The organism is Enterococcus casseliflavus NBRC 100478, from assembly GCF_001544095.1.
Taxonomy (GTDB): Bacteria; Bacillota; Bacilli; order Lactobacillales; family Enterococcaceae; genus Enterococcus_D; species Enterococcus_D casseliflavus.
The window spans coordinates 259894-281604 of sequence record NZ_BCPT01000002.1 but is presented as its reverse complement, the minus strand read 5'-3'; the positions used below and the strand labels follow the sequence as shown (position 1 = coordinate 281604).

The window sequence follows — 21711 nt, the reverse complement described above, 5'->3', positions numbered from 1 at the left end:
TCCATTAATGAATAATTTTGGCAAGTTTTAAGACATGCTCTAAATTCGAGTAGATTTCCTTTGAGGAACAAGTGGCGATACTTGGACGGGCGATCACGATGAAATCGACCGCTGGTTCGATTCGCGGCTTCATTTCCGTTAAACTTGCACGGATCTTGCGCTTGATCTCATTTCGCTTCACTGCATTACCGACTTTTTTCCCTACAGATAAACCAACTCGAAAATGTGATTGCTCTTTAGGTAAGACATACACCACGAACTTCCGATTTGCAAAAGAATTTCCTGCCTGAAAAACTTTTTGAAAATCTTGCTCTGTTTTTACTCGATAGGATTTTCTCATCTTCGGTTCCTTCACTTCTTTCAATTAAGCTTCGCGAAACGGATTGAATCCGTAACCACTCACCTGTCAATAATACCATATTTGCCAAAAGTCAGACACTATATTCCGCAAAAACGGCATAAAAAAAAACCACTGGCATTCAGTGGCTTACGCAGAAATAACCTTTCTGCCTTTACGACGACGGCTAGCTAAAACACGACGTCCATTTTTTGTACTCATACGTTTACGGAATCCGTGAACTTTTTGACGTTTACGTTTATTTGGTTGATACGTTCTTTTCATTTATTTCCACCTCCATCAGGATAATGCTTATGCGCACAGACATACTTTGATAGTATAACGAGTCAAGTACTAGTTTGTCAATAAGAAGTTTGCTCAAAATCAGGCATTCTTTATCCACAATCCCTTTGATTTGTGTGGGTTTGCTGTTTATAGCCAATTTTTGTGGATAACTTTTTCCCCAGAGTTATTTTGGCTTTTTCCACAAACAAACAGCCTGTAGAAAAGTTTTCCACAATCACTTTTTCAGCTGTTGATAACTACCCCGAAACCTAGTGTTATCAAGGTGTGATCTTCACATCGATCTGTGGATAAAGGAGATTGTTTTACAGTTATGCACATTCCTTTTCTACCTGTGGATAGTCGGATTTCGAACATGTGCATTTCCATTCTTCTTTTATCCCGTTTTGTGGAAAAGTATTTTTTTCTAACCTTTTTTATCGTAATCTGTGGAAAACTTTTTCAATCCGTGCTATTTTAGTTATATCTATTCTTAGTTATAGGAGGACAATTTATGCCATCTGCTGATTCTATTTGGCAAGATCTTCAACGTTCCTTTAAAGAAGAGCTGAATCCGGCCAGTTATAGTGCTTGGATCGAGACTGCCAATGTCTTGTCGTTTGAAAAAAATCAGCTGCTGATCGAAGTACCCAGCGATCTTCATAAATCTTATTGGGAAAAAAATCTAGCTGCCAAAATTGTTGAAATGGGATTTATGAAAACTGGTGAAGAATTGATTCCTAGTTTTGTGACTGTCGAAGAAGCAGAAGCTTTAAAAACAGCCCCTTCTACTATTCAAACAGCTGCAGAAGAAAACGAGCGGCCGCCGAAATCGATCTTAAATGAAAAATACACATTTGATACCTTTGTCATCGGGAAAGGCAATCAGATGGCCCACGCTGCTGCTTTAGTTGTTGCAGAAGATCCTGGGTCTATTTATAATCCGCTGTTCTTCTATGGTGGCGTTGGTTTAGGGAAAACCCACTTGATGCACGCGATCGGTCATCAAATGTTGCTGAAACGTCCCAATGCCAAAATCAAGTATGTTAGTAGTGAAAATTTCACCAATGATTTCATTACTTCTATTCAAAAGAACAAAATGGAAGATTTTCGAAACGAATACCGCAATGTTGATCTTTTGCTGGTGGATGATATTCAATTCTTAGTCAATAAAGAAGGAACCCAAGAAGAATTCTTTAATACCTTCGAAGAACTGTATCGCAATAATAAACAGATCGTCCTGACAAGTGATCGTTTGCCAAATGAGATCCCGACTTTGCCGGAACGTTTGGTTTCCCGTTTTGCTTGGGGCTTATCCGTTGATATCACCCCGCCGGATCTAGAGACGCGGACTGCGATTTTGCGGAAAAAAGCCGAAGCCGAACGCTTGGAGATCCCCGACGATACCTTAAGTTATATCGCTGGGCAGATCGATTCGAATATCCGAGAACTTGAAGGAGCACTCGTGCGGGTGCAAGCTTTTGCTACGATGCAAAACTCAGACATTACAACGAGCTTGGCAGCTGAAGCCATCAAAGCCTTGAAATCAAGCCATGGCTCGACCCAAGTTTCGATTTTGCAAATCCAAGAAGAAGTCGCAAAATACTATCACATTCATGTCAATGATTTAAAAGGGAAAAAACGGGTCAAAGGCATCGTGGTCCCACGGCAGATCGCGATGTATCTCTCTCGAGAACTGACCGATAGTTCTTTACCAAAAATCGGCGGCGAATTTGGCGGCAAAGACCATACAACGGTCATTCATGCCCATGAAAAAATTCAGCATTTAGTCGAAACAGATCCCACGATCAAAAATGAGATCGCTGAAATCAAACAAATCCTCTTCAGCTGATCTGTGGATAAGAAAAGAAGAACCAAAAAAGTTGTCCACAAGTTATTCACAGGCATTTTCGTTAGTCTGATCACTCTTTTCTCGAGTTATCCACATTACTAACAAGCCTATTACTACTATTACTTTTATTTAATAACTATAAATTAAAGGAGTATCGCTATGAAGCTAACTTTAAACCGAACAGAGTTCATGCAAGAATTACAAACTGTCCAACGGGCGATTTCAACCAAAACCACCATCCCGATCTTAACTGGAGTAAAATTATCCCTTTCCGAAAAAGGATTGACCATGACTGGGAGCAACGCCGATATTTCCATTGAAACTTTTTTAAGTGTGGAAAACGAAAAAGCGCAAATGCAAATCGAAAAAACAGGAGCGATCGTTTTACAAGCACGTTTCTTCAGTGAAATCGTTCGTCGTTTGCCTGAAAGTACCTTAACCTTAGAAGTATTAGACAATAATCAAGTAGCGATCACTTCTGGAAAAGCCAACTTTACCGTCAACGGCTTGGATGCCGATAGTTATCCACATTTACCAGTTGTCGAAAGTCAAGATTCGATCGAGATTCCAGCGCACGTATTGAATAAGGTTGTTAGTGAAACAGTCTTTGCGGTTTCGCAACACGAAAGCCGTCCGATCTTGACTGGGGTTCACTTTGTCTTAGAAAATCAAAAATTATTAGCTGTTGCGACGGACTCACACCGTTTGAGCCAACGGGTGATTCCATTGGAAAGCGGAGAAACAGCCTTCAACATCGTGATTCCTGGCAAAAGCTTAACGGAACTTTCTCGTTCCTTAACAGATGAAGAAGAAGCGATCCAAATCAGCATTATGGATAACCAAGTGTTGTTCCAAACGAAAACCATGAAATTCTATTCTCGTTTATTGGAAGGAACTTACCCAGATACCAACCGTCTGATTCCTTCAAGCTTCAATACTGAGATTGAATTTTCTGTCCCAGAATTGTTACAAGCCATCGAACGGGCGTCATTGCTTTCTCATGAAGGCCGTAACAACATCGTTCGTTTGGCGATCTCCGAAGAAGCCGTTGTCTTATATGGAAACTCACCAGAAATCGGGAAAGTCGAAGAAGATCTTTCTTTTGAAAAAGTGACCGGCGACCCATTAGAGATCTCTTTCAATCCTGACTATATGAAAGCAGCACTCCGAGCCTTTGGTGACACGAGCATCGTGATCCGCTTTATCTCAGCGATCCGTCCCTTTACATTGGAGCCAACAGAGAGCAAAGGCAGCTTTATCCAGCTGATCACACCGGTGCGAACCAACTAGTTTTTCATGTCTTTTGAAAAAAGTTGAAACAATCATCTGAAAATGAATAAATGAGTTAAAAGGGCTTAAAATCGTTTTTAAGCCCTTTTTTCTATTTTGGCTTCTTTTTTGTCTAAAAGCAGTAAGTCTTCTGAGAATGAAAATTATGCCGATGAATTTGTTTTCTTGGCAAAAAAAGAGTATAATAGAGCTAAACGCTCTTTGATAGAATTGAGGGGAATTATGAAAATGCAAATACCGTTAGAAACGGAATACATGACACTTGGACAAATGCTCAAAGAAGTCAGTGTGATCAGCAGCGGCGGCCAAGCGAAATGGTACCTTGCAGAGCACACCGTTTTTGTCGACGGCGAGCCAGAAAATCGACGAGGGCGCAAATTGTATGCGGGAATGCGTGTTGAGCTACCTGATGAAGGTACTTTTTTTATGGTGAAGAAGGAAGACGCCGATGCGGCTGAATGAGTTGCATTTAAGCAATTATCGGAACTATGATTCGCTGACACTGACTTTTGAGAAAGGTCTGGTCATTTTTTTAGGCGAAAACGCGCAAGGAAAAACCAATATTTTAGAAAGCATCTATGTATTGGCGATGACCAAAAGCCACCGCACCTCCAGCGAGCAAGAGCTTATCCGCTGGGACACAGAAGGGGCGCGGATCTCTGGAAGTGTCAGTCGGGGACGCTCAACGATCCCGTTAGAACTGTTTTTATCAAAAAAAGGACGAAAAACGAAAGTAAACCACATTGAGCAAAAAAAGCTCAGTAGTTACATAGGGCAGTTGAATGTCATTTTATTTGCTCCAGAAGACCTCTCCCTTGTAAAAGGAAGTCCCCAAGTCCGCCGCAAATTTCTCGATATGGAAATAGGGCAGATCGATCCAATCTATCTCTATGATCTCGTTCAATACCAATCCGTTTTGAAACAGCGCAATCAATACTTAAAACAGCTGAATGAAAAAAAACAGACCGATGAGATCTATTTAGATGTTTTAACGGAACAGCTGGTGGCTTTCGGCAGTAAAATCATTTTAGCCAGACAACGGTTTGTTCAGCGCTTGGCGTATTGGGCAAATCAGCTGCACCAAAAGATCAGCCAAGGAAAAGAAACCTTGCAGATCGACTACTTATCGAATGTGCCCGGTGAGGCGAGTACGCTGGAGGAGATCCAACAGCAATTTGTCAAAGCCTTGGCACTAGTCAAAGACCGTGAACGATTTCGGCAAGTCACGTTGGCAGGTCCCCATCGAGACGATCTGGATTTTTTGATCAATGAGAAAAATGTTCAGACCTTTGGTTCGCAAGGCCAGCAGCGAACGACCGCCTTAAGTGTTAAATTGGCAGAAATCGATTTGATGAAAGAAGAAACGGGGGAATATCCCGTCCTTTTATTAGATGACGTTATGAGTGAGCTGGATGATTCCCGACAACTGCATTTATTGGAGACCATTGAAGGAAAAGTTCAGACCTTTCTGACAACGACGACATTAGAACATGTGAAAGACAAAATGTCTGTGGAAGCAGAGATTTTTTATGTAGAGCAAGGACATATTAAAGGAGAATAGACTGAATGACAGAAGAAGAAAAAAGCTTAGTTGAACGTGCGAAAGCCTATGATGCCAGTCAGATCCAAGTGCTGGAAGGACTAGAAGCCGTCCGCAAACGACCTGGGATGTACATTGGTTCTACCAGTTCAGAAGGTTTGCACCACTTAGTATGGGAAATCGTCGATAACTCGATCGATGAAGCACTAGCAGGCTTTGCCTCAAGTATTCAAGTGATCATTGAACCAGATAATAGTATTACGGTCGTCGATGACGGTCGGGGGATCCCCGTTGATATCCAAGCCAAAACAGGCCGTCCAGCGGTAGAAACCGTCTTTACGATCCTGCATGCCGGCGGGAAATTCGGCGGTGGCGGCTACAAAGTATCTGGTGGACTGCACGGAGTAGGTTCCTCCGTCGTTAATGCGTTATCCACGACTTTAGACGTAAAAGTCTATAAAGAAGGCAAAGTGTATTATCAAGAATACCATCGTGGGGCAGTCGTTGATGACTTGAAAGTGATCGATGAAACCGACCGCCACGGAACGACCGTCCACTTTGTTCCAGATCCAGAGATCTTTACGGAAACAACCGTATTCAATTTTGATAAATTAGCGACACGGGTTCGGGAATTAGCCTTCTTGAACCGTGGCTTAAAAATCTCGATCGAAGACAAACGGGAAGAAAAACCCGTCTTGAAAGAATATCATTACGACGGTGGGATCAAGAGCTATGTGGAGCATTTGAATGCAAGTAAGACAGTGATTTTCCCAGATCCGATCTACTTAGAAGGAGAACAACAAGGAATCACGGTTGAAGTTTCCATGCAATATACCGATAGCTACCACAGCAATCTGTTGAGTTTTGCCAACAACATCCATACCTATGAAGGCGGAACCCATGAATTCGGGTTTAAGACTGCCTTGACACGGGTGATCAATGATTACGCCCGCAAGTCAAAATTGATGAAAGAAAACGACGAAAACCTAACCGGAGAAGATGTTCGGGAAGGATTGACGGCAGTTATCTCTATCAAGCATCCAGATCCTCAGTTTGAGGGACAAACGAAAACCAAATTAGGAAATTCGGAAGTGCGGACAGTCACTGATCGTCTCTTTTCCGAACATTTCACGAAATTCTTGATGGAAAACCCGAATGTGGGTCGTCAAGTCGTAGAAAAAGGACTTTTGGCATCAAAAGCCCGTCAAGCAGCCAAACGTGCCCGAGAAATGACTCGCCGAAAAGGTGCGTTAGAAATCAGTAACTTACCTGGGAAATTAGCCGACTGTTCCAGTAATGATCCAGAAAAATGCGAATTGTTTATCGTCGAAGGAGATTCTGCCGGCGGTTCAGCAAAACAAGGCCGCAGTCGCGAATTCCAAGCGATCTTACCGATCCGTGGGAAAATTTTAAATGTCGAAAAAGCCAGCATGGACAAAATCTTAGCAAACGAAGAGATCCGTTCATTGTTTACGGCAATGGGAACTGGGTTTGGTGCTGATTTTGATGTAGCAAAAGCCCGTTACCACAAGCTAGTTATCATGACCGATGCCGATGTCGATGGTGCCCATATCCGGACCCTACTTTTGACGCTGTTCTATCGTTATATGCGTCCAATCGTTGAAGCTGGTTATGTCTATATCGCACAACCGCCATTGTACGGTGTCAAACAAGGGAAAAATATCCACTATATCCAACCCGGCAAGAATGCCGAACAAGATTTGAAAAATACGATTGAATCACTGCCTGCGACACCAAAACCAACGGTTCAACGCTACAAAGGTCTAGGGGAAATGGATGACCACCAGTTATGGGAAACCACGATGGACCCTGAAAACCGGATGATGCTGCGGGTCAGCGTAGATGATGCCATAGAAGCCGATCAAATTTTTGAAATGCTGATGGGGGATCGCGTCGAACCAAGACGGGCCTTTATCGAAGAAAACGCGCACTACGTGAAAAATCTTGACATCTAGCCAATCGTAGAGGAGGAAACAGCTTGAGTGAAGAAGCAAAACAAAATATTCATGACGTCAATCTGACCAGTGAAATGCGCGAGTCCTTTATCGATTATGCAATGAGTGTAATTGTTGCTAGGGCTTTACCAGATGTGCGGGATGGCTTAAAGCCGGTTCACCGCCGAATTTTATATGGAATGAATGAATTAGGGGTCACACCAGACAAGCCCCATAAAAAATCAGCCCGGATCGTCGGCGATGTCATGGGGAAATACCATCCCCATGGTGACAGTGCGATCTATGAATCAATGGTGCGGATGGCACAGCCCTTTAGCTATCGCTACATGCTAGTCGATGGCCACGGAAACTTTGGTTCAGTCGATGGTGACGGTGCCGCTGCGATGCGGTATACCGAAGCCCGCATGAGTAAACTGGCGATGGAGATGCTGCGGGACATCAACAAAGATACCGTTGATTTCCAAAGCAACTATGATGATACAGAACGAGAACCAGCGGTATTACCTGCCCGCTTCCCGAACCTTTTGGTCAACGGGACGACTGGGATCGCTGTTGGGATGGCGACCAATATCCCGCCTCATAACTTGAATGAAGTCATTGCCGCCATCGATCTATTGATGGAAAATCCAGAAGTCACAACGAGTGAATTGATGGAAGTCCTACCAGGACCAGACTTCCCAACTGGCGGGATCGTGATGGGAAAATCCGGTATTCGCCGTGCCTATGAAACAGGGAAAGGGTCGATCACTGTTCGCGGAAAAGTCGAAGTGACTGAAATGCCCAACGGCAAAGAACGGATCTTAGTGACTGAATTGCCATATATGGTCAATAAAGCGAAGTTGATCGAACGGATCTCTGAGCTGCACCGTGACAAGCGGATCGAAGGAATCACCGATCTGCGGGATGAATCATCTCGTGAAGGCATGCGGATCGTGATCGACGTTCGTCGCGACGTCAGTGCGTCGGTGATCTTAAACAATCTCTACAAAATGACTGCACTGCAATCTTCTTTTGGCTTTAATATGTTAGCCATTGAAAAAGGCGTGCCGAAGATTTTGAGCTTGAAACGAATTTTAGAAAACTACATCGAGCACCAACAAGAAGTGGTGACTCGTCGGACACAGTTTGATAAAAACAAAGCAGAAGCTCGTGCCCACATCTTGGAAGGATTACGGATCGCATTGGATCATATCGATGAGATCATTGCTTTGATCCGGGCATCAAATTCTGATGATGAAGCGAAAAATAGCATGATGGAGCGCTTCAAATTGTCCGATCGCCAAGCGCAAGCGATTTTAGATATGCGTTTGCGTCGCTTGACTGGTTTGGAACGCGACAAGATCGAAAACGAGTACCAAGGCTTGTTAGAATTTATCGCTGATTTGACAGACATTTTAGCAAATCCACAACGAGTCCTAGAGATCATCCAAACGGAGTTGCAAGAATTAGGCCAACGCTTTGGTGATGATCGCCGGACTGAATTATTGGTTGGGGAAGTCTTAAGTCTTGAAGATGAAGATTTGATCGAAGAAGAAGAAATCGTCATTACCTTGACGAACAATGGGTACATCAAACGAGTAGCTAAGTCTGAATTCCGTGCACAACGCCGCGGCGGACGTGGCGTTCAAGGAATGGGGATCCACGATGAAGACTTCGTGAAGACGTTGGTTTCTTGTTCGACTCATGACACATTACTGTTCTTCACCAATAAAGGGAAAGTTTACAAAGCCAAAGGCTATGAAATTCCTGAGTATGGTCGGGCAGCCAAAGGGATCCCTGTGATCAATCTCCTAGGGATCGATTCTAGCGAACGGATCGAAGCGATCATTTCGGCTTCTGGTGGGCCTCAAGAAGGACGCTACTTGTTCTTCACGACGCGTCTAGGTGTGGTCAAACGGACCTCAGTGACGGCCTTTTCAAATATCCGTGCCAATGGTCTGATTGCGATCGGTCTTCGGGAAAATGATGAGTTGGTCAATGTAATTGAAACCCACGGCGAAGATGTCGTGATCATCGGAACCCACGATGGCTACTCTGTGACCTTCAAAGAAGCGCTTGTGCGGGATATGGGCCGAACAGCTGCTGGTGTGCGAGGCATTCGTCTAAGAGACGGAGACTACGTGGTAGGCGCTGCAGTGATCACAGAAGACAGTGAAGTCTTGGTCATCACTGAGAACGGCTATGGCAAGCGTACCAAAGGCTCTGAATACCCAATCAAAGGTCGTGGCGGAAAAGGGATCAAAACAGCCAACATTACGGCGAAAAACGGTCCATTAGCCGGCTTGACGACGGTCAGCGGTGAGGAAGACATCATGGTGATCACCGATAAAGGCGTCTTGATTCGTTTCAATGTAGCGACTGTTTCCCAAACTGGTCGGGCAACCTTAGGGGTTCGTTTGATGAAGATGGAAAATAATGCCAAAGTAGTGACGATGGCAACGGTTGAACCAGAAGTCGAAGAAGAACTAGCGACTGCTGAAGAAACAGCGGTACAAGACGTGCCAGTTGTGGAAGAAACAACGGAAGACACCACGGATACACAAGAATAAGCAATACGTTTTCTAGGAAGACAGCAACCTGCGAACCTGCAGCTTGCTGTCTTCCTATTCTTTTTCAAAAAATCGGCAGCAGCTGACGTATTTATCAGTGTAAGCGATTGTTTGCGGTGATGGGTAGATGCAGGGACGCAAAAAAACAGCTTGCAGTAAGGACGAAAAAAGTGTATAATAATTATTTGTGAGTAGTCTAATTAGACCACTCTCTCTGCTCCTAGAAAACTAGGGGCCAAAGTCCACAGGGAGGTGAAAAATCAATGGAAAACACGAAATATGAGATTTTATATATCATTCGTCCAAACATTGATGAAGAAGCAAAAGCCGCATTGATCGCTCGTTTTGACTCAATCTTAACTGATAACGGCGCTGAAGTTATCGAATCAAAAGATTGGCAAAAACGCCGTCTAGCGTATGAAATGGATGGATTCCGTGAGGGTATCTATCACATCGTTAAAGTTTCTTCTTCAACAACTGCAAGTGCAATCAACGAGTTTGACCGTCTTGCGAAAATCAATGATGACATTATCCGTCACATGATTGTCAAAGAAGAAGCATAATATTGTTTCACATGAAACAAAAGCGATGAGGAGATGATGAACTTTGATTAATAATGTTGTACTAGTAGGAAGACTAACCAAAGATCCTGATTTACGTTACACTTCTAATGGCACTGGTGTCGCAACCTTTACCTTGGCGGTAAACCGCAATTTTACCAACCAAAGTGGAGAGCGCGAAGCTGATTTCATCAACTGTGTTATTTGGAGAAAACCAGCGGAAACATTAGCAAACTATGCACGCAAAGGAACTTTATTAGGGGTTACTGGACGTATTCAAACCCGTTCATACGACAACCAACAAGGCCAACGTGTTTATGTAACAGAAGTCGTTGCTGACAACTTCCAATTATTAGAGTCGCGGAATGCTTCCGAGCAAAGACGCACAACTGATAGCGGATCTGGCAGTAACAATACGTATAACTCAAACAGTTCTTCTGGATTTGGTAACAATAACTCAAATCAAACTCAATCCTCTCAACCATCAGGAATGCCTAATTTTGATCGAGACAACTCCGATCCATTCGGAAACTCATCAATCGACATTTCAGACGATGATTTACCATTCTAAGAAATTGATAGGAGGGAAATAGGATGGCACAACAAAGAAGAGGCGGACGCAAACGTCGTAAAGTAGACTACATTGCTGCAAACCATATTGAACATATCGATTATAAAGATATTGAATTACTAAAACGTTTCATTTCAGAACGCGGTAAAATCTTACCACGTCGTGTAACTGGTACTGGTGCGAAAAACCAACGCAAACTTACCATTGCAATCAAACGTGCGCGTATCATGGGATTACTTCCATTCGTAGGCGAAGAATAAATCGAATGATTTTCATTGACAAGTTTCTTTTGAAGCTTGTCAATTTTTTTACATTAAAATCGGAACGTAGCGAAGGCAAGATTGTTTGAGGAATCATCTGTATAAGGTGTTTTTTTGTTTCATTTTTACTGCGCCTCTATCGAATTTTCTACAATCTTAATACATTCTCATAAAGCTACTTGCTATAATCTTGATAGACAGTTCTTCTTTGCGTGCAATACACAACAATAGCAGCGGTACCTATTGCAATCAAGCAATTGGTTATAGATCCTAGGATGGATGAAAGATAAAGAGTAGCTAACAGCTTTTGTATGATCCATGATACTCTTATCATTGAAAATACCCCCATTGATTAATTACCAGTTTTAATGTACATTCTTTATGAAGATAATAACTGAATTTCATGAAATAGAGAATAATCGGCAGAAAAAACAGCTAATTTGCAGAGAATAAAGGATAATTAAAATAAATTTTCTAAAAAAACACAATATATGTATGTTATCATGGTTTATCATAGGATATATAGTAGTTGATAATCTGCAGAAAATAGTGGTTAATCTGCAGATTAACAGAAAAGGAATGAAGGTATGGTGCAATTTACTTTAAAACCTGAAGGCGCTCAAATCGAGTATAAAAAATCAATGAAACAATTACATATGATTTTTATTGGCAAGTTTCTTTTGAAGTTTGTCAATTTTTTTATCCATCGAAGAGTAACTTGTTATTTTATATATAGATAGAATAACGAATGATAGAAATTTTTTCTGGTTGGTTCACCAAAAAAGTTTCACGTGGAACTTTTTTGCATCAATCGCCTATTTGATTGTTTTGTGGTAAAATAAGGAACAAAGTTTCAAAAAAATGGGATGATACATTGAGGGGTAAAAAAGATGGCAGCAATTGGGTTGATTTCAATTGATAATTACGATGATTTGATTGAGAAAAAAGACGACAAACAAGTTTCTTATTTGAACTCGCTGATCACGACATTGATTTCTGATTGGGCAAGTGAGAATCGTGTTTTTTACAAACGAATCAATTCCGAGCGGTTTCTTTTCGTCGCGAAGTATTCAGATATTGAGCGGATGAAGGAAGAAAAATTCCAATTTTTGACTAGAGTACGGCAAGTTGCGGAAAAAAATGATCTGCCATTAACGATCAGTATGGGGATCTCCTATGGGGAAGAGTCTTTTGAAGAGATCGGGGAAGTGGCACAAAACAATCTCGACATTGCGTTAGTTCGCGGCGGTGATCAAGTCGTTTTAAAAGAAGCCAAAGAAGAAGCGAAACCGCAATTCTTTGGTGGCAATACAGACGGCACACCCAAGAGAACGCGTGTTCGTTCTCGTGCCATGAGTACGGCGTTGAGAAAGATTTTTGCTGAAAACCAGCGGATCTTTATCATGGGTCATCGTTACCCAGACATGGATGCCTTAGGTTCGGCTTTTGGGGTGGCTTACATGGCGATGATGAGCGACAAAGAATGCTACATCATTTTAAACCCAAAAGAGATCACCGCAGACATTCAGCGGGCATTGGAAGAATTGAAAAAATACCCCGAGCTGGAACGATTTGTGATCACTGGGGAAGAAGCAGTTAATTTATCAAATGAAGAAAGTGTCTTAGTGATGGTAGATTACCATAAGCCGTCGATGTCGATCTCGCAAGCGGTCTATGATGAATTTGACAAAATCGCAGTGATCGATCACCATCGTCGCGGAGATGAGTTTCCCGATAAGCCACTCTTGACGTATATTGAATCTTCCGCATCTTCGGCATCGGAACTGGTAGCAGAATTGATCCAGTATCGCGCTTCTCGCAGATCGCAAGTCCCGAAATTTATTACGACTTCTTTATTAGCGGGCATCTACGTGGATACGAAGAACTTCACGGTGCGAACCACTGGTCGGACCTTTGATATTGCTGGCTATTTGAAAAACCAAGGCGCAGATACGTCATTGGTTCAATACATGTTGAGTACGGATCTCGATTCCTATTTGATGATCAGTGAACTGGTTTCTCGCAGCCAGCATTTCCGAGAAGATATCGTGATTGCTGCAGCGGATGAAGATCGGGTGTACGATAGTGTCACCGTTGCGAAAGCGGCCGATACTCTGCTATCGATCAACGGGATCCATGCCGCATTTGTCATTACGAAACAACCAGGAGATTTGATCGGTATCAGTGCTAGAAGCACTGGTAAAGTCAATGTACAAACCTTGATGGAGGCATTAGGCGGCGGCGGACATTTTACCAACGCAGCCACGCAAATAAAGAACAGCAGCATTGGTGATGTAGAAAACCAGCTGCGAGCGGAATTAACGAAAAATGAACAATAACAAGGAGTGACCAAGATGAAAGTTATTTTCTTACAAGATGTCAAAGGCAAAGGCAAAAAAGGCGATATCAAGGAAGTCCCTAATGGCTACGCACAAAACTTTCTGATCAAAAACAACTTAGCCAAACCTGCCAACAATGAAAGCATGGCAGAATTAAAAGGCAAACAAAAAGCCAAAGAAAAACAAGATGCGGAAGTCTTAGCAGAAGCGAAAGAGTTAAAAGCACTTCTTGAAAAAGAAGAAACCGTTGTGAAGATCAATGCCAAAGCAGGGGAAGATGGCCGCTTGTTCGGTTCGATCCCATCAAAACAAATCGCAGATGCCTTGAACAAGCAATACAAAATCAAAATCGACAAACGCAAAATCGAATTGGATCAGCCGATCCGTGCATTAGGCTTTACGCAAGTACCTGTAAAATTGCACCCACAAGTAACAGCAACGATCAATGTTCATACCATCCAAGAATAAGCATTACTCCCAACAGTCACATGTTGGGGTTTTTTTCGGCAAACGTCCAAGCAATCTTGTACTTTGGATGGGAATCTTGTAGAATGAATGGACGAAGGAGCGAATGGCATGAATGAAGTTTGGCAAAATCAAGTTCCCCCACAAGATATTGAAGCGGAACAAGCGGTCCTAGGGGCAGTCTTTTTAGATGCCGATGCGATCATCGATGCAATGGAAGTAATCGCCCCAGAAGATTTTTATCGCCGCAGCCATCAAATAATTTTTCAAGCAATGATCCAGTTGAACGACCGTAGTGAATCGATCGACTTGATTACGTTGAAAGCAGAAATTGAAAAAAGCAACAGTCTTGAAGATGTTGGCGGCCTGACGTATCTGACTGAACTGAGTCAAGCTTCACCATCAGCAGCAAGTATTGCTTATTATGCGAAGATCGTTGACGACAAAGCCACGTTACGCAATCTGATCCAAACAGCGAGTCGCATCGTAACCAAAGGCTTTGAACAAGATGAAGATGTACAGTCGATCATTGATCAAGCAGAAAAAAGTATTTTAGAAGTATCCGAAAAGCGCAATAGCAATGGCTTCCAATCGATAGCGGAAGTCTTGAATCGGACGATCGAAACGATCGATCAGTTGGCGCAAAATAACGAAGAAATCACCGGATTACCTACGGGTTATGCGGCTTTAGACAAAATGACGGCGGGGCTGCAAAAAGAAGAGCTGATTATTCTCGCTGCCCGCCCCGCGGTAGGGAAAACCGCGTTTGCCTTGAATATCGCGCAAAATGTCGGAACGAAAACCGATCGTTCCGTAGCGATCTTTAGTCTGGAAATGGGGGCTGAATCATTGGTCAACCGGATGCTTTGTGCGGAAGGCTCGATTGAGGCCAGTCACTTGCGGACGGGGCAGCTCTCAGAAGAAGAGTGGCGCAATTTGATCGTTGCCATGGGCAGTCTTTCTAACGCCAATATCTATATCGATGATACCCCTGGGATCAAGATCTCTGAGATTCGGGCGCGTTGTCGGAAACTGGCGCAAGAAAAAGGCAATCTCGGCTTGATTTTGATCGACTATTTGCAGCTGATTGAAGGAACGGGTCGCGAAAACCGCCAACAAGAAGTCTCTGAGATCTCTCGCCAATTAAAGAAACTGGCGAAGGAATTAAAAGTGCCAGTGATCGCACTGTCTCAGCTTTCTCGGGGTGTGGAACAACGACAAGACAAGCGTCCTGTTTTAAGTGATATTCGGGAATCAGGATCGATCGAGCAGGATGCCGATATCGTTGCTTTCTTGTACCGAGATGACTACTACCGCAGCGAAGGCGACGATGACGATGAACCAGAAGAACAACAAAACAACAATGTGATCGAAGTCATTATCGAGAAAAACCGGAGTGGTGCCCGAGGGACCGTCGAACTTCTATTTATCAAAGAATACAATAAGTTCTCCTCGGTCTCGCCGCGAGAAGAGTTCGGGTAAGACACCAACGACGTGAGAAACCAAGGCTCCTGCTGCCGTCTGCATTGCGCTGATGGCAGCAGGGCTTTTTTTATGTGCCGACTTTATTCGTTTTTACGTGTATAAATAATTATTGAGAAGAAAATAGTTCGTTTTTTACCCCTGAAAAATGAGAATTTAAAACGATTATTCGATTTTAGATTGAAAGAGCTTGCGAATCTTGTTACAATACTTAGGGAATGCACTAATTAAAGAAAGAGGTCATTATATGTCATCTGTAGTAGTAGTAGGTACACAATGGGGCGATGAAGGTAAAGGAAAGATTACGGACTTTTTGAGTGAAAACGCGGAAGTCATTGCACGTTATCAAGGTGGAGACAATGCCGGCCATACGATTAAATTTGACGGTGTGACCTATAAACTGCATTTGATTCCTTCTGGGATCTTTTATGCAGATAAAATCAGTGTCATTGGAAACGGGGTCGTTGTGAACCCGAAATCATTAGTTAAAGAATTAGCATACTTGAAAGAAAACAATATAATAACAGAAAACTTAAAGATTTCTGATCGTGCACATGTTATTTTACCTTACCATATCCATTTGGATCAGCTGCAAGAAGATGCCAAAGGTGACAACAAGATCGGTACCACGATCAAAGGGATCGGACCAGCCTATATGGATAAAGCTGCCAGAGTCGGCATTCGGATCGCTGATCTTTTAGACAAAGAAATTTTTGAAGAACGTCTGCGTATCAACTTAGAAGAAAAAAATCGTCAATTCGTGAAAATGTTTGACGCAGAGCCAATCGCTTTTGAAGACATTTTTGAAGAGTATTACGAATATGGTCAACAAATCAAAAAATATGTGACGGATACTTCGGTGATCCTTAACGATGCCTTAGATGAAGGCAAACGGGTTTTATTTGAAGGGGCACAAGGCGTGATGCTGGATATCGACCAAGGAACCTATCCTTTCGTGACATCATCCAACCCCGTTGCTGGAGGTGTCACCATCGGTAGTGGTGTGGGTCCTTCAAAAATCAACAAAGTCGTTGGTGTCTGCAAAGCTTACACCTCTCGGGTAGGAGATGGTCCTTTCCCAACGGAACTGTTTGATGAAACAGGTGAACAAATTCGTAAGATCGGTCGTGAATACGGAACAACGACAGGACGTCCTCGCCGTGTGGGCTGGTTTGATACCGTCGTGATGCGCCATTCAAAACGGGTCTCAGGGATCACGAATCTATCCCTTAACTCGATCGATGTCTTGAGCGGCTTAGAAACCGTGAAGATCTGTACGGCTTATGAACTAGACGGCGAATTGATCTATCATTACCCAGCAAGCTTGAAAGAGTTGAACCGCTGCAAACCAGTCTACGAAGAACTTCCTGGCTGGTCTGAAGACATTACTGGCTGCAAAACATTAGCAGATCTGCCAGAAAATGCACGCAATTACGTTCACCGCATCTCTGAATTAGTCGGTGTCCGCATTTCGACCTTCTCGGTAGGACCAGACCGCAGCCAAACCAACATCTTAGAAAGTGTTTGGGCGCAAATCTAATCTGACGCAAAAGCTTCAGAACAAGACGAAGAACTCCTGTGTCAAAAGCAGTCAACGATAAGTTTGGCTGCTTTTGATGAGAATTTCTTCTGTCTTGTTCTTTTTTTGCTATAATAGGGGGTAACGAGAGGGGTGAAACCATGTTTCAAATCATGACAGATTCCTGCTGTGATTTACCAGCAGCAAGATTAGCGGAGCTAGATGTTGCGTATATTCCGATGCTGATCGAATTAGACGGCAAAGAATATATCGATGATATGGGCAAAGAATTTGATACGGAATGGTTTTTAGGAAAACTAAAAGAACATGCGCAGCCGACAACTTCTCAAATCAATGTCGGACGTTATATGGAGTATTTTCGGCCGTATGTCGAAGCGGGCACACCGGTCCTTTATTTAGGTTTTTCTTCAGGAATGAGCGGCTCATTCCAAAGTGCCGTCCAAGCCGTAGCATTACTAAAAGAAGAATACAAAGAAGTTGCGATCACCTTGATCGATACGCGCTCTGCGAGTTTAGGGGAAGGCTTCTTAGTGGCTGAAGCAGCCCAACAAAAAGCCCAAGGACGTTCGTTGCTAGAAGTCAGCCAATGGGTAGAAGAAAACAAACTGCGTTTAGATTCATGGGTCACCGTCGACGATTTAAAACAATTGGAACGCGGCGGCAGAATCTCTAAAACGGCGGCAGCGATCGGCGGATTGCTGAACGTGAAACCAATTATTACCGTCGATACTGCGGGAAAATTACGCAGCGTTGATCGAGTGCGGGGACGCAACAAAGCGATCCAAAAAATCGTGGATCAAACCATCGCCAATCTTCACGAATCAAAAACCAATACGGTTTATTTTGCCAATGCTGGCGATGCCGAAGCGGCGGAGAAAGTCATCAAACGTTTGACCGAAAAAATTCCTGACATTATTATTCATCATTATCCATTAGGTCCAACGATCTCCAGTCATACCGGCTACGGCTGCTTGGCGCTGTTTTCATTCGGCAAAGCCCGTTTAGAACAAGCGTAACCTGCCAAAAATACCCGAAGCACCTAGGAAAAATAAAAGAAACGCTCCAGTTGCAGCCTTGGTGGCGGGCAACTGGAGCGTTCTTTTTTTCAAAAGCAGCTTATTGATTCATTTCTGCTACGCGTTTTTGGACATCTTTGTTTTCTAAGAATTCATCGTAGGTCGTTTCGGCACGATCCACCACGCCTTTGCTAGAGACCGCAATGATACGGTTCGCAAGGGTTTGAATAAATTGGTGGTCATGAGAAGCAAACAACAATGAGCCGGTGAAGGCCATCAAGCCATCGTTTAATGCGGTGATCGATTCTAAGTCCAAGTGATTGGTTGGATCATCCAATACCAATACGTTGGCTTTTGAAAGCATCATTTTCGACAACATGCAGCGAACTTTTTCGCCCCCGGAAAGAACATTGACGGGTTTTAATACTTCGTCACCAGAGAATAACATGCGACCTAGGAAGCTGCGCAAGAAGGTATTGTCGTCTTCTTCTTTGCTTGCGTATTGACGCAACCAATCAACGATCGGGGTATCCGTATCAAATTCGCTGGTCGTATCTTTTGGCAAGTAGGCATGCTGCGTGGTCACGCCCCAACGAACACTACCTGTATCAGGAGTGATTTCCCCCATGATGACTTTGAATAGCGTCGTGGTGGTGATATCGCTATTGGCAACAAAAGCGACTTTGTCGTCTTTATTCAAGGTGAAAGAGATATTGTCTAAAATCTTTTTGCCGTCGATCGTCACACTGACATTGTCGACTTGCAGCAAGTCATTCCCGATTTCACGTTCTGGTTTAAAACCGACAAACGGGTAACGGCGAGACGAAGGTTGAATATCATCAAGAGTGATTTTATCCAACATTTTTTTCCGAGATGTTGCTTGTTTGGATTTTGATGCATTGGCACTAAAGCGTGCGATAAAGTCTTGCAGTTCTTTGATCTGCTCTTCTTTTTTGGCATTTGATTGGGATTGTAATTTCGCAGCTAATTGGCTTGATTCCAACCAGAAATCATAGTTGCCGACAAACAATTTGATTTTGCCGAAGTCTAGATCGGCCATATGGGTACAAACTTTATTTAAGAAGTGGCGGTCATGGGAAACAACGATGACGGTGTTGTCAAAGTTGATCAGAAACTCTTCTAACCAGTTGATAGATTGGATATCCAATCCGTTGGTAGGCTCATCTAGGAGCAAGACGTCTGGCTTACCGAAAAGGGCTTGTGCCAGTAAGACTTTCACCCGTTGACCAGCAGTTAGATCTTTCATCAAGACATGATGCAATTCATCGGGAATGTTCAAGCCTTGCAAAAGAACAGCTGCTTCGGGCTCTGCTTCCCAGCCATCAAGTTCCGCAAATTCGCCTTCTAGTTCGGCGGCACGAATCCCATCTTCATCAGAAAAGTCTTCCTTCATGTAGATCGCGTCTTTTTCTTTCATCACTTCGTAGAGACGTTTATGGCCCATGATGACCGTTTCGATCACTGGAAACTCTTCGTAATCATAGTGGTTCTGCTTCAAGACAGCCATCCGTTCATCAGGACCTAAAGACACATTCCCGGTTGAAGGTTGGATCTCACCAGATAAAATTTTTAAAAAAGTTGATTTACCAGCACCATTTGCACCAATCAAACCATAACAATTACCAGGCGTAAACTTAATATTAACATCATCAAACAGTTTGCGGTCTGAAAAATGCAAACTTACATCACTTACTGTAATCAATTCTTTTCCTCACTTTATATAAATTGACATGGAGTCTCCTAGCATTATAGCGATGAATGTTGAAACTTTCAAGTAAAGCCGAGGATTTCATCAGGAAAGGCTTAGGGCTGGTGAAAGAAAAATTTTGGCTGCTGCTGCCTTCCTAGTAGAACCTGACGGCTTCCTATGCTAGAGTATTGGTAGAATAGTTAGACAAAGGAGCAGACGAATGGTGGATTGGTTGGTTGGATTGTCGCCATGGCAGCAAGCGTTGGCGGGGACAATCTTTACGTATGGTATGACGGCGCTTGGGGCAGCGCTAGTCTTTTTCTTCAAAGAAATCAATAAAAATGTCCTGAATACGATGCTGGGGTTTGCCTCTGGCGTGATGATCGCTGCTAGTTTCTGGTCGTTATTAGATCCTGCGATCGCACGAGCCGAAGAAAATGGCGACATTCCGTGGCTTGTGGTCAGCATCGGGTTTGGTTTGGGTGGTTTGTTTCTATATGCAGCAGATAAGACGCTCCCGCATATGCATTTTGGTCCGAATCATGAAACAGAAGGTTTGCCCAGTCATTTGAAGCGAACGATCTTGCTGGTCTTTTCCATCACGCTGCATAATATCCCAGAAGGCTTGGCGGTAGGGGTAGCGTTTGGGGCGGCGGCTAGTGCCGATGATCCGCGAGCAGCGATCTTAGCGGCGCTTTCGGTAGCGATCGGGATCGGGATCCAAAATTTTCCAGAAGGCGCAGCCGTTTCGATCCCCTTGCGCCAAGAAGGGTTAAGCCGAACCAAAGCCTTTATGTACGGGCAAGCGTCAGGGATCGTAGAACCGATCGCCGGTGTGATCGGAGCTTTGCTAGTAACGAGTATGTCCGCTGTCTTGCCGTATGCGTTGGCTTTTGCAGCGGGTGCTATGATCTATGTAGTGGTGGAAGAATTGATTCCAGAAGCGCAGCAAACCTTGTCTAGTCGCCGCCATTTTGCGGTCTTTGGCGTCATGCTAGGCTTTATCTTAATGATGGTTTTAGATGTAGCATTAGGCTGATCGATAAAAAAACACCTGACTTTCCAAAAGTCAGGTGTTTTTGATTTACTTGTAATTAACGATAATATTTTCTTGGCTTTTGGCGAATCGATGTTAACCAGCGAACGATCAAAACGGCTAGCAGCAAAGGAATCCCGAAACGGAAGACCAATCCGATCAGCCCACCAATAATGCCTAATACAACGGATAAAACAAGGGATGCTGCGATTAAAACTGCCACGACAGTAACGATTCTTCCTAATAAACTTTCTGTATTCATTGTGACTCCTCCTAGACTTTTTTTCTTATCCCTAGCATAGCAAGAAAGAAAAAGAAACACATCCAACTTAAGACGGAATAATTGCTCCGCCGTGCGCCATAGGTTTGTGATAAACTAAACATGAATGAATCATGAAAGGAGTCAAAAAGAATGAATGCAGAAATTCTCACGAGCCAAGTCATCACAGAAGGAGGGTGCAATGCCTGTTTGCCTTATGAACTCAATACCTTCACGCTGCAGCTGCCGGATGGTCGTAGTTTTTCGTTAGAAAACTTGGATGCTGCTGCATTAGTGATGCCAATTGCCCAGATCAATCAGTGGCAGACGCGCTTATTATTAGAAGAAGACGAAGGATTGATCTATCAAAAAGGAACGCAAGAAGTAATTTTCGTAGAGGGCAGCCGTCAGGATACGTTTTCCAGCAAAGGACAGACGATTGCTTGTCCGAAAAAGAGTTGTGAAGCTGACGTCTTTGCCACAACCAATCGAGTGCTGACAGAATTGTTTGGCATCGAACCGCTTTCCTTCGTTCTGCGGGGTGCACAAGCATAAGAGGACGAAAAAAAGCCGCTTGCGCATGTACCGACCTTTTAAAGTTAGCTTTTAGTCTAACTATTGGGAGTCATGACAGCAAGTGGCTGTT

General features: G+C 43.4%; 20 protein-coding genes. 16 read left to right on the top strand and 4 right to left on the bottom strand.

Translation table 11 applies throughout. The features are described from left to right. Nucleotides 1-4: 4 nt before the first annotated feature. Both rnpA and rpmH read right to left on the bottom strand, forming a co-directional pair. Nucleotides 5-340 (bottom strand): ribonuclease P protein component, encoded by a 336-nt coding sequence (rnpA, locus tag ECA1_RS03150; protein ID WP_015510644.1) that lies wholly within the window; start codon nt 338-340, stop codon nt 5-7. A 147-nt stretch (nt 341-487) separates the two neighbouring features. After that, the gene (rpmH, locus tag ECA1_RS16895; protein ID WP_002356012.1) at nt 488-622 is read right to left on the bottom strand and encodes a 50S ribosomal protein L34; all 135 of its coding nucleotides are present in this window, start codon (nt 620-622) and stop codon (nt 488-490) included. 511 nt (nt 623-1133) lie between these two features. On the opposite strand from rpmH, the gene dnaA reads away from it, so the two are divergent. The 14 genes from dnaA (at nt 1134) to ECA1_RS03080 (ending at nt 18059) form a co-directional block, all read left to right on the top strand. Continuing rightward, nucleotides 1134-2471: a chromosomal replication initiator protein DnaA gene (gene dnaA, locus ECA1_RS03145; protein ID WP_015508676.1), complete on the top strand. Its 1338-nt coding sequence runs from the start codon at nt 1134-1136 to the stop codon at nt 2469-2471. Between the two features lie 159 nt (nt 2472-2630). Continuing rightward, the gene (gene dnaN / locus ECA1_RS03140) at nt 2631-3761 is read left to right on the top strand and encodes a DNA polymerase III subunit beta (protein WP_005226354.1); all 1131 of its coding nucleotides are present in this window, start codon (nt 2631-2633) and stop codon (nt 3759-3761) included. A 222-nt stretch (nt 3762-3983) separates the two neighbouring features. Continuing rightward, nucleotides 3984-4223: a S4 domain-containing protein YaaA gene (gene yaaA, locus ECA1_RS03135; RefSeq protein ID WP_008376781.1), complete on the top strand. Its 240-nt coding sequence runs from the start codon at nt 3984-3986 to the stop codon at nt 4221-4223. Beyond that, nucleotides 4210-5322, top strand: a complete 1113-nt coding sequence (gene recF / locus ECA1_RS03130; protein ID WP_010748471.1) for a DNA replication/repair protein RecF — start codon at nt 4210-4212, stop codon at nt 5320-5322. Before yaaA ends, recF begins: the two co-directional genes overlap by 14 nt. Before the next feature lie 5 nt (nt 5323-5327). Next, nucleotides 5328-7277 carry a DNA topoisomerase (ATP-hydrolyzing) subunit B gene (gene gyrB / locus ECA1_RS03125; protein ID WP_005226359.1) on the top strand — a complete coding sequence of 650 codons (1950 nt, stop codon included), beginning with the start codon at nt 5328-5330 and terminating at the stop codon, nt 7275-7277. Between the two features lie 23 nt (nt 7278-7300). Further along, nucleotides 7301-9826, top strand: a complete 2526-nt coding sequence (gene gyrA, locus ECA1_RS03120; protein WP_071859208.1) for a DNA gyrase subunit A — start codon at nt 7301-7303, stop codon at nt 9824-9826. 263 nt (nt 9827-10089) lie between these two features. Continuing rightward, the gene (gene rpsF / locus ECA1_RS03115; RefSeq protein ID WP_005226363.1) at nt 10090-10389 is read left to right on the top strand and encodes a 30S ribosomal protein S6; all 300 of its coding nucleotides are present in this window, start codon (nt 10090-10092) and stop codon (nt 10387-10389) included. A gap of 43 nt (nt 10390-10432) precedes the next feature. Then, the gene (gene ssb, locus ECA1_RS03110) at nt 10433-10957 is read left to right on the top strand and encodes a single-stranded DNA-binding protein (protein WP_005226365.1); all 525 of its coding nucleotides are present in this window, start codon (nt 10433-10435) and stop codon (nt 10955-10957) included. Nucleotides 10958-10980: 23 nt separating this feature from the next. Next, nucleotides 10981-11217, top strand: a complete 237-nt coding sequence (gene rpsR, locus ECA1_RS03105) for a 30S ribosomal protein S18 (protein WP_005226367.1) — start codon at nt 10981-10983, stop codon at nt 11215-11217. A gap of 890 nt (nt 11218-12107) precedes the next feature. After that, nucleotides 12108-13556: a GGDEF domain-containing protein gene (locus tag ECA1_RS03100; RefSeq protein WP_060791702.1), complete on the top strand. Its 1449-nt coding sequence runs from the start codon at nt 12108-12110 to the stop codon at nt 13554-13556. Between the two features lie 15 nt (nt 13557-13571). Beyond that, nucleotides 13572-14024, top strand: a complete 453-nt coding sequence (gene rplI / locus ECA1_RS03095) for a 50S ribosomal protein L9 (RefSeq protein ID WP_005226371.1) — start codon at nt 13572-13574, stop codon at nt 14022-14024. Between the two features lie 108 nt (nt 14025-14132). Next, nucleotides 14133-15503, top strand: coding sequence for a replicative DNA helicase (gene dnaB, locus ECA1_RS03090; RefSeq protein ID WP_005226374.1), 1371 nt, complete (start codon nt 14133-14135; stop codon nt 15501-15503). Between the two features lie 247 nt (nt 15504-15750). Then, nucleotides 15751-17043 carry an adenylosuccinate synthase gene (locus tag ECA1_RS03085; protein WP_005232916.1) on the top strand — a complete coding sequence of 431 codons (1293 nt, stop codon included), beginning with the start codon at nt 15751-15753 and terminating at the stop codon, nt 17041-17043. Between the two features lie 140 nt (nt 17044-17183). Further along, a complete protein-coding gene (locus ECA1_RS03080) occupies nt 17184-18059 on the top strand; it encodes a DegV family protein (protein ID WP_005226378.1) in 876 nt (291 codons plus the stop codon). A 100-nt stretch (nt 18060-18159) separates the two neighbouring features. Here the strand turns inward: ECA1_RS03080 and ECA1_RS03075 are convergent, their stop codons facing one another. Beyond that, nucleotides 18160-19782 carry an ABC-F family ATP-binding cassette domain-containing protein gene (locus ECA1_RS03075; protein WP_005226380.1) on the bottom strand — a complete coding sequence of 541 codons (1623 nt, stop codon included), beginning with the start codon at nt 19780-19782 and terminating at the stop codon, nt 18160-18162. A 208-nt stretch (nt 19783-19990) separates the two neighbouring features. On the opposite strand from ECA1_RS03075, the gene ECA1_RS03070 reads away from it, so the two are divergent. Then, complete coding sequence (locus ECA1_RS03070) at nt 19991-20809, top strand: ZIP family metal transporter (protein ID WP_016608938.1); 819 nt, start codon at nt 19991-19993, stop codon at nt 20807-20809. Nucleotides 20810-20864: 55 nt separating this feature from the next. Here the strand turns inward: ECA1_RS03070 and ECA1_RS03065 are convergent, their stop codons facing one another. Beyond that, on the bottom strand, nt 20865-21068 hold the full coding sequence (locus ECA1_RS03065) for a hypothetical protein (RefSeq protein ID WP_010748476.1): 204 nt from the start codon (nt 21066-21068) through the stop codon (nt 20865-20867). 150 nt (nt 21069-21218) lie between these two features. Here ECA1_RS03065 and ECA1_RS03060 point away from each other — a divergent pair, with 150 nt between their 5' ends. Beyond that, entirely contained in the window at nt 21219-21620 is a 402-nt protein-coding gene (locus ECA1_RS03060; protein WP_060791701.1) for a DUF4809 family protein, read from the top strand. Nucleotides 21621-21711: the final 91 nt, after the last annotated feature.